We start from the raw sequence: 11,406 nt of genomic DNA on the forward strand, positions 1-11,406 counted from the left end.
TCAGCTCTTCGTGCGGAACTTGTGGATCGCCACCGGCGCCATGAGCGCGGTCAGGCCCACCGACCAGATGAGCGTCACCCACAGGTCGTGCGCGACCGGGCCGCCCTCCATCAGACCGCGCGCGGTGTCGGCCAGCGCCGAGAGCGGGTTGTAGTCGGTGAACGACTGCAGCCAGCCCGGCATCGACGCGGTCGGCGCGAAGATCGACGAGCCGAACTGCAGCGGCATCAGCACCAGGAAGCCCATCGCCTGCACCGACTGCGCGCTCTTCATCACCACGCCGAGGGTCAGGAACACCCACATCAGCGCCGAGCCGAACACCGCGGAGAGACCCACGGAGGCCAGCAGACCGGTCCAGCTGCTGATGTCGTAGCCCACGAGGAGGGCCACCACCATCAGCACCACGGTCGCGAACAGCATCCGCATCAGCTCCACCGCGATCTTCGCGAAGAGGACGGAGCCGCGCCCGATCGGCAGCGACCGGAAGCGGTCCATGACACCGGAGTTGAAGTCCTGGTTGAAACCGGTGCCCACGCCCTGGGCCATGTTCATGCCCATCATGGCCATGAGGCCGGGCACCACGTACTGCACGTACTGGTCCTGGCCGCCGCCCAGCGACTTGCCGATGGAGCCGCCGAAGACGTACACGAACAGCAGGGTGAAGACCACCGGGAACAGGATCGCGTCGAACATCGACTCCGGGTCCTGCCGGATCCACAGCAGGTTGCGGCGGATCAGCGCGCCGGTGTGCCGCAGGTGGGCCCGCAACGGGATGGGCGTGTCGGCCTTCGTGGCGGCGGGGGACAGGGTGACGGCGCTCATACGGCGACCTCTTCGCGGTTGTCGGCGGGCACGGCGTCCTGAGGGGCACTGGCACGGTGGCCGGTGAGGGACAGGAACACCTCGTCCAGGCTGGGCAGTTCGGTGGTGATGGAGGAGATCGTGATGCCGCGCGCGGTGACCGCGCCGACCACGGCGGTCAGCTGCTCGTCGCTCAGGATCGGCACCAGCAGCGTCCCGGTCTCGCTGTCCACGGTGGTGGCCGCGAGCCCGGTGATGCCGAGGTCGTCCAGCATCGCGGCGAGCGGGCGCAGCTCCAGCGGGTCGACCGGGCGCACGCGCAGGGTGCGTCCGCCGACGCGGGCCTTCAGCTCCTCGATCCCGCCGTTCGCGATGACCTTGCCCCGGTCGACCACGGTCAGCTCGGAGGCGAGCTGCTCGGCCTCCTCCATGTACTGGGTGGTGAGCAGCACGGTGACGCCGTCGCCGACCATCGCCTTGACCTCGTCCCACACCTCGTTGCGGGTGCGCGGGTCGAGGCCGGTGGTGGGCTCGTCCAGGTACAGCACGGCCGGGCGGCCGATCATGGAGGCGGCCAGGTCCAGTCGCCGCCGCATGCCGCCGGAGTACGTGCCCGCGGGCCGCCTGGCCGCCTCCGTCAGCGAGAACCGCTCCAGCAGCTCGTCGGCGCGGGCGCGGGCGTCCTTGCGGGACAGGTCCAGCAGACGGCCGATCAGGTACAGGTTCTCCCAGCCCGGGAGCTTCTCGTCCACCGAGGCGTACTGGCCGGTGAGACCGATGACCCGGCGCAGCTGGCGGGGCTGGCGTACGACGTCGTAGCCGGCCACGGTGGCCTGCCCGGCGTCGGGGGTGATCAGGGTGGACAGGATGCGTACGAGGGTGGTCTTGCCGGCGCCGTTCGGCCCGAGCACACCCATCACGGTGCCCTCGCGCACGTCCAGGTCGACGCCGTCCAGTGCCTTGGTCTCGCCGTAGTGCTTGACCAGTCCCCGTACGGTCACGGCGGAGCGGCCGCCGGCGGGGTTGTCGTCGATGCGTGTCATGTCGATGACAGTGCCAGCCCCCACCGACAAACGGCCTACAGCCGGCCGACACCCCGCCTACACCCCCTGTCGGCGCCCGACACGGCAGCAGCCCGCCGACGGGGGATGATCGGCGGGCTGCCCGGTGGTGCCGCAGTGGCTCAGTGGACGGAGTGCTCCTCCAGCGGGAACGTCCCGCCGACGACGTCCTCCGCGAACGCCTTGACCGCGTTGCCCATGACCTCACGCAGGTCGGCGTACTTCTTGACGAACTTCGGCACCCGGCCCGGCGTCAGGCCCAGCATGTCGGTCCACACCAGCACCTGCGCGTCCGTCTCCGGGCCCGCCCCGATGCCCACGGTCGGGATGTGCAGCACCCGCGTCACCTCGGCCGCCAGCTCCGCCGGAACCAGCTCCAGCACCACCGCGAACGCCCCGGCGTCCTGCACGGCCTTGGCGTCGCGCAGCAGCTGCTGCGCGGCCTCCTCCCCGCGCCCCTGCACGCGGTAGCCCATCGCGTTGACGGACTGCGGGGTCAGCCCGATGTGGGCCATGACCGGGATGCCGGACTCCACCAGCAGCCGGATCTGCTCGTGCGAGCGCTCGCCGCCCTCCAGCTTGACCGCGCCGACCCCGGCCTCCTTCACCAGCCGGGTCGCCGAGCGCAGCGCCTGCACCGGACCCTCCTGGTAGGAGCCGAAGGGCAGGTCGCCGACGATCAGGGAGCGCTGCGTGCCGCGTACGACGGCGGCCGACAGCATGGTCATCTCGTCGAGGGTGACGGGCACGGTGGTCTCGTACCCGAGGTGGCAGTTGCCCGCCGAGTCGCCGACCAGGATCACCGGGATCCCGGCCTCGTCGAAGACGGACGCGGTCATCGCGTCGTAGGCGGTGAGCATGGGCCACTTCTCGCCCCGCTCCTTGGCGAGGGCGATGTCGCGGACGGTGATGCGGCGGGTGCCCTTCCCCCCGTACAGCGCCTTGCTGCCGTCGGAAGGCTTGTTCTGGGCAGCCGAAAGCTGCGTCATGGCAACGGCTCCTTCAGTCATCTCGAGGCGCCCTGACGGCGTCCCCGGATCGACTCCATGGTGGCACCTCGTGCCATTCGGGGCCAGAGGTAACCCCCTGTGAGCCGAGCCGCGTAAGACCTTGGTAAAGAAAATAAGATACGAGACCGTTCCGTATCGAAATGATCGTAGTCTCGGACCCATGACAAGTCCCGTCCCTGCCCCCCGAATACCGGAAGCAGTGCACCGGCGCCGCTGGGCGATCCTCGGCGTCCTGATGCTGAGCCTGCTCATCGTGGTGCTCGACAACTCGATCCTGAACGTCGCCATCAAGACCATCGCCACCCCCGCGCCGACCGGTCTCGGCGCGACCCAGAGCGAGATCGAGTGGGCGATCAACGCCTACACCCTCGTCTTCGCCGGCCTGCTGTTCACCGCCGGACTCGTCGGCGACCGGCTCGGCCGCAAGAAGGTGCTGCTCGGCGGCATCGCCGTGTTCGGCATCGGCTCCGCGCTCGCCGCCGAGTCCGGCTCGCCGGCCCAGCTGATCGCCTACCGCGCGCTGATGGCCCTCGGTGCCGCCTTCGTCATGCCCGCCACCCTCGCCGTCCTCATGAACGTCTTCGAGCGCGAGGAGCAGCCCAAGGCCATCGGCATCTGGGCCGGCGGCGTCGGCCTCGCCATCGCCATCGGCCCGATCACCGGCGGCGCGCTCCTGGACCACTTCTGGTGGGGCTCGGTCTTCTTCATCAACGTGCCCATCGTGATCCTCGCGCTGGTCCTGATGGTCTGGCTGGTGCCCGACTCCCGCGACCCGCGCCCCGGCCGCCTCGACCCGGTCGGCGTGGTCCTGTCCGTGGTCGGCCTGGTGCTGCTGGTCTACGGCATCATCAAGGGCGGCGAGCTGGCCGACTTCACCGACGCCAAGGTGCTGGCCACCATCCTCGCCGGGCTCGCCGTGCTGGCCGGCTTCATCGTCTTCGAGAAGCGCAGCGACCACCCGTCGCTGGACGTCACCTACTTCCGGAACAAGGTCTTCTCGGCCGCCATGAGCGCCATCGCGCTGGTCTTCTTCGCGCTGATGGGTGTCACGTTCTTCAGCGTCTTCTACACGCAGAGCGTGCGCGGCTACACGCCGCTGCAGTCCGGTCTGCTGATGCTGCCGCTGGCCGCGGCCCAGATGATCTTCGCGCCGCGCGCCCGGCTGGTCGTCGACCGGTTCGGCAACAAGGCCACCACCACCGCCGGCCTGCTGCTGATCGCGGCGACCCTGGCCGTCTTCGCCACCTTCGACGCGGACACCCCGATCTGGCTGATGGAGGTCGTCTTCTTCCTCATGGGCGCCGGCATGGCCCACATCATGACGCCGACCTCCGTCGTCATCATGCAGGCCCTGCCCCGTGAGAAGGCCGGCTCCGCCTCCGCGCTCAGCAACACCTTCCGCCAGGTCGGCGGCGCCCTCGGCATCGCCGTCCTCGGCTCGGTGCTCGCCGCCTCCTACCGCGACGGCATCGAGGACAAGCTCGGCGTGCTGCCGCCGGGCCTGCGCGACACCGCCGCCGAGTCCGTCGAGGCCACCCTCGGCATCGCCGAGAAGCTCGGCCCGCGGGGCGAGGCCCTGGTCGGGCCGGCCGACGACGCCTTCCTGCACGCCATGCACCTCACCGCCCTGTGCGGTACGGGCGTCGCGCTGATCGGTGCCGTGGTGACCGCCCTGTTCCTGCCGGGCAGGCCGCCGGCCGGTCAGCACGAAGACGCCGAACCGGAGTTGGTGGCCGCCGCGGAATGACCGGACCCGCCCCGGCGGGCGGGTCCACGGGGGAAGGAGGGTGCTGCGGGACAATTCCCGCAGCACAGTGAGAGGACGGAACGACGTGACCCTTGCCGACAGCCGGCCACGGCCGGACGGACCCGCCCGGGGCCGGCCGCGCAGCGAGGCCGTGGAACGGGCCATCCTGGAAGGCGTGATGAAGCTCCTGGAGGAGGGCGTGCCCCTCGCCGAGCTGTCCATCGAGCGGGTCGCCCGCACGGCCGGGGTCGGCAAGGCCACCATCTACCGCCGCTGGAGCGGCAAGGAGGAACTGTTCGTCGACGTCGTACGCGCCGCCGAGCCCCCCGAGCCGGAACTCCCCGGCACCTCCCTGCGCGACGACCTGGTCGTGCTGCTGGAGTCGCTGCGCCAGCGCGGCCTGATGAGCCGCTCCTCGGCGATCCTGCACAACGTGTACGCCCAGATGAAGTCCGCCCCCCGGGTGTGGGCGGCCTACCACGCGAGCGTCATAGCGCCCCGGCGTGTCGTCGCCCTGGAAGTGCTGCGCCGGGCGCAGGAGAACGGCGAGATCCGGGCGGACGTCGACCTGGAGCTGGCCAACGACATGTTCGTCGGCCCCATGCTCGTCCGCTCCGTCATGCGCCCCGACGCCGACCTGCCCGAGGGCCTGGCGGAGCAGATCGTCGACACGGTCCTGGAGGGCCTACGACCCGTCAGGTCGACAGCCTCGTAGCACTCGTGTGCGCGTTTCGTCACAGACCGGGCCGTCCGCCGGAGAACCGGAACTCGCGGCACCGGCTCGTTCGTCCTCGTCTTCCGTACGGCCGTCATGGGACGGCGGGAACGAGCCGATCATCCCCTAGGGTCGTCAGGAGCACGGGGGCGAACGGTGTGCACGGCAGGCAGTGAGGCAGACGGTATGGCGCAGCAGGCGTACATGACGGAGACGGCGGGCGACGGCTCGGGGCCCGAGCGGCCGGGATCCCGGCTTCGGCGCCTCACGCACCGCCTGTTCTCCGGCTGGCGGAACGATCCGCGGATCTGGCGGCGCGGCCTCGTCCTCGCCGGACTGGCCCTGCTGCTCGCCCTGGTGATGCTGGTGCACGCTCACATCCCCAACCGGGTGGGCAATCTCGGCTCACTCACCGAGACGTTTCTGCCCTGGCTGGGCCTGGCCGTCCCGGTGCTCCTGGTGCTCGGCCTGATCCGCAGGTCGGCGACCGCGCTGATCGCGCTCGTCCTGCCGGCGGTCGTCTGGCTGAACCTCTTCGGCGGCCTGCTCACCGACAAGGCGGGCGGCGGCGGCGACCTGATGGTGGCCACCCACAACGTCAACGCCGACAACCCCGACCCGGCCGCGACCGCCACCGACGTGGCCGCCTCCGGCGCCGACGTACTGGCCCTGGAGGAGCTGCCCGCCTCCGCCGTACCCGTCTACGAGAAGGCGCTCGCGCCGACGTACAAGTACCACGCGGTGGCCGGCACGGTCGGCCTGTGGAGCAAGTACCCGATGACCGGGGTGGACGCCGTCGACATCAAGCTGGGCTGGACGCGGGCGATGCGGGCCACCGTCGCCACGCCCCGCGGCCCGGTCGCGGTGTACGTCGCCCACCTGCCCTCGGTGCGGGTGAAGATGGAGGCCGGGTTCACCGCCCGGCAGCGGGACAAGAGCGCCGACGCGCTCGGTGAGGCGATCGCCGACGAGCCCCTGAAGCGGGTCGTGCTGCTCGGCGACCTCAACGGCACGATGAACGACCGCTCGCTCAACGCCGTCACCTCCCAGCTGCGCTCCACGCAGGGCGCGGCGGGCAGCGGCTTCGGGTTCAGCTGGCCGGCGTCGTTCCCGATGGCGCGCATCGACCAGATCATGGTCCGGGGCGCCGAGCCGGAGAGCAGCTGGACGCTGCCGCGCACGAACAGCGACCACCTGCCGGTGGCGGCCCGTGTGAAGCTCGACACAGCCTCGTAGGCCGCTGGAATTTCGGACCGGAACGGGTTTGTTCCGTACGGGAACATACTGCGAGACTCGAACCGTACGGCACTCCGCTCTGAAAGGTCCTTCATGCCCCTCGCCCTGCTCGCCCTCGCCGTGGGGGCCTTCGGCATCGGCACGACCGAGTTCGTGATGATGGGGCTGCTCCCCGAGGTCGCGGACGACCTGCACATCTCGATCCCCACCGCCGGGCACCTGGTCTCGGCGTACGCGCTGGGCGTCGTCATCGGCGCCCCGCTGCTGGCCGCGCTGACCGCGCGCATGTCCCGCCGGACCGTGCTCATCTCCCTGATGGCCCTGTTCGTGGCGGGCAACACCCTCTCGGCGTTCGCCCCCGGCAACGGCTCCCTGCTGGCCGCCCGCTTCCTGAGCGGCCTGCCGCACGGCGCCTTCTTCGGCGTCGGCGCGGTCGTCGCCACCGCGATGGTCCCGCCGGAGCGCAAGGCGCGCTCGGTGTCCCTGATGTTCCTCGGCCTGACCGTCGCCAACATCGCCGGCGTCCCCGCCGCCACCCTCATGGGCCAGCACCTCGGCTGGCGGGCGACGTTCCTCGCGGTCGGCGCGATCGGCCTGGCCGCGATCGCCTCCCTCGCCCTGCTCGTCCCGCACGACCGCGAGCACGCGGCCGCGTCGACGGGCCTGCGCGGCGAACTGGCCGCCCTGCGGTCCCTGCCGGTCTGGCTGGCTCTCGGTACGACGGTGGCCGGCTTCGGCGCGCTCTTCGCGGCCTACAGCTACATCACCCCGATGCTCACGGACACCGCCGGCTACGCCGAGACGAACGTGACCCTGCTGCTGGCCCTCTTCGGCGTCGGCGCCACGGCCGGCAACCTGCTGGGCGGCCGGCTCGCGGACCACTCGCTGCGCGGCACCCTGTTCGGCGGCCTGGTCTCGCTGGGCGTCGTACTGCTGCTGTTCCCCCTGCTGATGCGGGCGGAGTGGAGCGCCGCCCTCGCGGTGACCCTGCTCGGCACGGCGGCGTTCATCACCGGCTCCCCGCTCCAGCTGATGGTGATGGAGAAGGCCGCCGCGGCCCCCTCCCTCGCCTCCTCCGCCAACCAGGCGGCCTTCAACCTGGCCAACGCCGGCGGCGCCTGGATCGGCGGCCTCGCCCTGGCGGCCGGCTTCGGTACGACCTCCCCGGCCCTCGCGGGCGCGGTCCTGGCGGTGCTGGGCCTGGGCGTGGCCGGCGTGGCGTACGCGGTGGACCGCCGCCGGGAGGCTCCGTCGGCGGGCCGCGTGGTCACCTCCCACGTGCCGGACGGGGCGGGCGCGTTGCACCGGTGACCCGCGCCGGGCGCCGTGGCTACTTCGGGTCCTTCTTGAACGTCGAGGTCGACCAGGCGTAGCCGAGCGCCGTCAGGGCCAGGCACCAGGCCACCGCCAGCCAGCCGTCGGCGCCGATCCGGGTGCCGAGCAGGAGACCGCGCAGGGTCTCGATGGCCGGGGTGAACGGCTGGTACTCGGCGATCGGCCGGAACCAGCCGGGCAGGGCGCGCAGCGGGACGAAGGCGCTGGACAGGAGCGGCAGCAGGATCAGCGGCATGGCGTTGTTGCTCGCCGCCTCGGCGTTCGGGCTGACCAGGCCCATGCCGACCGCGATCCAGGTGAGCGCGGTGGCGAAGAGCACCAGCAGTCCGAACGCCGCCAGCCATTCCAGGGCGGTGGCATCGGTGGAGCGGAAGCCGATCGCCACGGCGACGGCGCCCACGAGGACCACGCTGACGACCGACTGCAGCACGCTGCCGACGACGTGCCCGACGATCACCGAACCGCGGTGGATCGCCATCGTGCGGAAGCGGGCGATGATGCCCTCGGCCATGTCGGTCGAGACGGAGACCGCGGTGCCGATCGTGGTGCTGCCGATGGTCATCAGCAGCAGGCCCGGGACGATGTAGGCGACGTAGCCGGCGCGGTCCGGGGCGCCGCCGATGCCCGCGCTCATGGTGTCGCCGAAGACGTAGACGAAGAGCAGCAGCAGCATGACCGGGGTCAGCAGCAGGTTCAGCGTGAGCGACGGGTAGCGCCGGGCGTGCAGCAGGTTGCGGCGCAGCATGGTGACCGAGTCCCGTACGGCCAGGGAGAGCCGGGCCGGGCGGGCGGGGGCCGGGGGAGTGCTCATCGGACGGTCTCCTCGGGGTCGTACGGCTGGTTCGGCTGGTGGGGGACGTTCGCGCCGCCGGTCAGCGCGAAGAAGACGTCGTCGAGGTCGGGGGTGTGCACCGTCAGCCCGTCCGCCTCGACGCCGGCCGAGTCCAGCCGGTCGAGGAGGGAGCGCAGCTCGCGCTGGCTGCCGTCGCCCGGGATGCGCAGGGCGAGGGACTCGTCGTCCCGGGAGGCCTCGCGCAGCGCGGCGGCGGCGCTCCGGTAGGCGGCCGGGTCGGTGAAGCGGAGCCGGACGTGCCCGCCGGGCACGATCCGCTTCAGCTCCTCGGCGGTGCCCTCCGCGGCGATCCTGCCGTCGTGCAGCACGGCGATGCGGTCGGCGAGTTCGTCGGCCTCCTCCAGGTACTGCGTGGTGAGGAAGACGGTGACGCCGTCGGCGACCAGCTCGCGGACGATCTGCCACATGGTGTGCCGGCTGCGGGGGTCGAGGCCGGTGGTCGGCTCGTCGAGGAAGATGATCCGCGGGCCCCCGACCAGGGTCATGGCGATGTCCAGGCGGCGCTTCATGCCGCCGGAGTAGGTGGAGGCGGGCTTCCGTGCGGCCTCGGTGAGCTCGAAGCGCTCCAGCAGCTCGGCGGTGACCCGCCGGCGCCCGCCCTTGGGCAGGTGGTGCAGGTCCGCCATGAGGAGCATGTTCTCCTCGCCGGTGATCAGGCCGTCGACGGCGGAGAACTGTCCGGTGACCCCGATCGCGGCGCGCACCGCCTGCGGTTCGGTGGCGAGGTCGTGGCCGCCCACCCGGATCTCACCGGAGGCGGGGTCGGGGGAGACGAGCGTGGAGAGGATCTTGACGGCGGTGGTCTTGCCGGCCCCGTTCGGGCCGAGCAGGGCGAAGACCGTGCCGTGCGGTACGGCCAGGTCGACGCCGTCGAGGACGGTCCTGTCGCCGTAGGACTTGCGCAGCCCGGTCGCCGCGATGGCCAGGTCGGTCATGGGGAGTGCTCCTGTTCAGAGGCTGCGGGCGGTGATGTCGCCGTGGGAGGTGGTGGCGCGGATGTCGAGTGCGGCGGCGCCGTCGTTCCGCAGGGCGTTGCTGATCCGGCCGTGGCCGGTGCCGGCGTCCAGGGCGGCGGAGACCCCGCGGGCCGCGCCGACCGAGATGTCGCCGGACTGGGTGCGCAGGACGACCGTGCCGGGGCCGGCCTCGGCGATGCGGATGTCGCCCCGTGCGGTGCTGATCTCCGCCGAGCCGCCCAGCCGGCCGACCTCGACGTCACCGTCGACCGCGGTGAGGCGGACGCTCGCGGCCTCGTCGAGCTTGATGCGGCGGTAGGCGCCGTCGAAGGCGACGTCGCCGAGACGGCCGACACCGCGCAGCTCGCAGGCGGACGCCTTGGCCTCGACCCGGGAGCCGGCGGGCAGCTGGACGGTCACCTCGACGGAACCGGAGGAGCCGAACAGCTGGTTCTGCGCCGCCGGGGCCGCGATCCGCAGGACGCCGTCGCCGTACGCGACCTCGATCCGCTCCGCCGCCGTCACGTCGCGGCTCTTGGAGGCGTCCGCGGGCAGGACCTCGACCGTGGTGTCGGCCCGGTCGGCGGCGATGAACTGGACGCGTCCCGCGGGGATGTCGAGGACGGCGGAGACGGGGGCGGGGGTGGTGAACTTCTGCATCGTGCGCTCCTTGGCTTGCTGTTTCTGATGTTGGAAACGCTACGTTGCATTCAAGGATGCGACAACAAGCTTGTTGCATTCGATGATGATTAGTGCAGGTCAGAGCAGGGAAATCGTTGCAACGGTCCTGAAGGTAACGCAACAACCCTCACCCCTGTCGTTGCAATGGAATGAGCGTGAACGCTAAGCTGGCGGTGTCGCACACCCGATGAAGGAGGCCGTGATGCCGGGAGGCAGGCTCACCCAGCAGGAACGTCAGCAGATCGCGCTGGGACTGGCCGACGGCCTCGCCTACGCGGAGATCGCCAGACGGCTCGACCGTCCGACCTCGACCGTCACGCGCGAGGTCATGCGCAACGGAGGCCCCACCGCCTACCGCGCCGACCTCGCCCACCGTGCCACCGAACGCCGTGCCCACCGGCGCCGGCAGGCCGCACCCCGCGGGGCGGAGGCGCCCCCGCAGGGCTACGGCCGCGATCCCGAGGCCGTGCGCGCGTACCAGGAGACGCTCACCACGGTCTTCATGCAGTCGGGCACGCCCCACATGATGGCGCGGGTGATGGCCTGCCTGACCATCAGTGACGCGGGCAGCCTCACCGCGTCCGAACTCGTCCAGCGCCTCCAGGTCAGCCCGGCGTCCGTCTCCAAGGCCATCGCGTTCCTCGAAGGCCAGGACCTGGTCCGCCGGGAACGCGACGAACGCCGCCGTGAGCGCTACGTCGTCGACGACGAGGTCATGTACCAGGCGATGATGGCCAGCGTCCGGTCTACCGCCCAGGTCGCCGAGACCGCACGGCAGGGCGTCGGTGTCCTCGGCCCCGGCAGCCCGGCGGGCGCCCGCCTGGAGAACACCGCCCGCTTCCTGGACTTCGTCGCCGAGAGCCTCGCCCGCGCGGCGGAGCAGGCGCGCGAGATCCTGCACACGAAACCCGGGACGCGCGCGGACGGCCCCGCCGCGTCCCGGTGACGCGGAAGGGGGGGGGGGGGGCGGGAGGCCCCCGCCCCCGCCCCCACGGGGCGGGGCGGGGGCGG

General features: G+C 71.6%; 11 protein-coding genes. 5 read left to right on the top strand and 6 right to left on the bottom strand.

The features are described from left to right. From ABZ923_RS04960 to panB, 3 genes are all read right to left on the bottom strand, one after another. A complete protein-coding gene (locus ABZ923_RS04960) occupies positions 1 to 822 on the bottom strand; it encodes an ABC transporter permease (RefSeq protein ID WP_361466894.1) in 822 nt (273 codons plus the stop codon). Continuing rightward, positions 819 to 1,844: an ATP-binding cassette domain-containing protein gene (locus tag ABZ923_RS04965; protein WP_361466896.1), complete on the bottom strand. Its 1,026-nt coding sequence runs from the start codon at positions 1,842 to 1,844 to the stop codon at positions 819 to 821. Before ABZ923_RS04965 ends, ABZ923_RS04960 begins: the two co-directional genes overlap by 4 nt. Before the next feature lie 140 nt (positions 1,845 to 1,984). After that, the gene (gene panB / locus ABZ923_RS04970; RefSeq protein ID WP_361466899.1) at positions 1,985 to 2,851 is read right to left on the bottom strand and encodes a 3-methyl-2-oxobutanoate hydroxymethyltransferase; all 867 of its coding nucleotides are present in this window, start codon (positions 2,849 to 2,851) and stop codon (positions 1,985 to 1,987) included. Positions 2,852 to 3,032: 181 nt separating this feature from the next. Here panB and ABZ923_RS04975 point away from each other — a divergent pair, with 181 nt between their 5' ends. From ABZ923_RS04975 to ABZ923_RS04990, 4 genes are all read left to right on the top strand, one after another. Further along, positions 3,033 to 4,619 (top strand): MFS transporter, encoded by a 1,587-nt coding sequence (locus tag ABZ923_RS04975; RefSeq protein WP_361466902.1) that lies wholly within the window; start codon positions 3,033 to 3,035, stop codon positions 4,617 to 4,619. A gap of 85 nt (positions 4,620 to 4,704) precedes the next feature. Then, positions 4,705 to 5,334: a TetR/AcrR family transcriptional regulator gene (locus ABZ923_RS04980; RefSeq protein ID WP_361466905.1), complete on the top strand. Its 630-nt coding sequence runs from the start codon at positions 4,705 to 4,707 to the stop codon at positions 5,332 to 5,334. 186 nt (positions 5,335 to 5,520) lie between these two features. Beyond that, positions 5,521 to 6,570: an endonuclease/exonuclease/phosphatase family protein gene (locus ABZ923_RS04985; RefSeq protein WP_361466908.1), complete on the top strand. Its 1,050-nt coding sequence runs from the start codon at positions 5,521 to 5,523 to the stop codon at positions 6,568 to 6,570. A gap of 93 nt (positions 6,571 to 6,663) precedes the next feature. Continuing rightward, positions 6,664 to 7,881: an MFS transporter gene (locus ABZ923_RS04990; protein ID WP_361466910.1), complete on the top strand. Its 1,218-nt coding sequence runs from the start codon at positions 6,664 to 6,666 to the stop codon at positions 7,879 to 7,881. A 19-nt stretch (positions 7,882 to 7,900) separates the two neighbouring features. Here ABZ923_RS04990 and ABZ923_RS04995 read toward each other — a convergent pair whose 3' ends face one another. The 3 genes from ABZ923_RS04995 to ABZ923_RS05005 are packed head-to-tail and all read right to left on the bottom strand — an operon-like array spanning position 7,901 to position 10,374. Continuing rightward, positions 7,901 to 8,716: an ABC transporter permease gene (locus tag ABZ923_RS04995; protein ID WP_361466913.1), complete on the bottom strand. Its 816-nt coding sequence runs from the start codon at positions 8,714 to 8,716 to the stop codon at positions 7,901 to 7,903. Then, on the bottom strand, positions 8,713 to 9,693 hold the full coding sequence (locus tag ABZ923_RS05000) for an ATP-binding cassette domain-containing protein (RefSeq protein ID WP_361466916.1): 981 nt from the start codon (positions 9,691 to 9,693) through the stop codon (positions 8,713 to 8,715). Before ABZ923_RS05000 ends, ABZ923_RS04995 begins: the two co-directional genes overlap by 4 nt. Positions 9,694 to 9,708: 15 nt before the next feature. Further along, entirely contained in the window at positions 9,709 to 10,374 is a 666-nt protein-coding gene (locus ABZ923_RS05005) for a DUF4097 family beta strand repeat-containing protein (RefSeq protein WP_361466919.1), read from the bottom strand. Positions 10,375 to 10,597: 223 nt separating this feature from the next. Here ABZ923_RS05005 and ABZ923_RS05010 point away from each other — a divergent pair, with 223 nt between their 5' ends. After that, positions 10,598 to 11,341: a helix-turn-helix domain-containing protein gene (locus ABZ923_RS05010; RefSeq protein WP_361466922.1), complete on the top strand. Its 744-nt coding sequence runs from the start codon at positions 10,598 to 10,600 to the stop codon at positions 11,339 to 11,341. Positions 11,342 to 11,406 lie beyond the last annotated feature (65 nt).

The sequence above is a fragment of the Streptomyces sp. NPDC046881 genome, assembly GCF_040645015.1.
Lineage (GTDB): Bacteria > Actinomycetota > Actinomycetes > Streptomycetales > Streptomycetaceae > Streptomyces.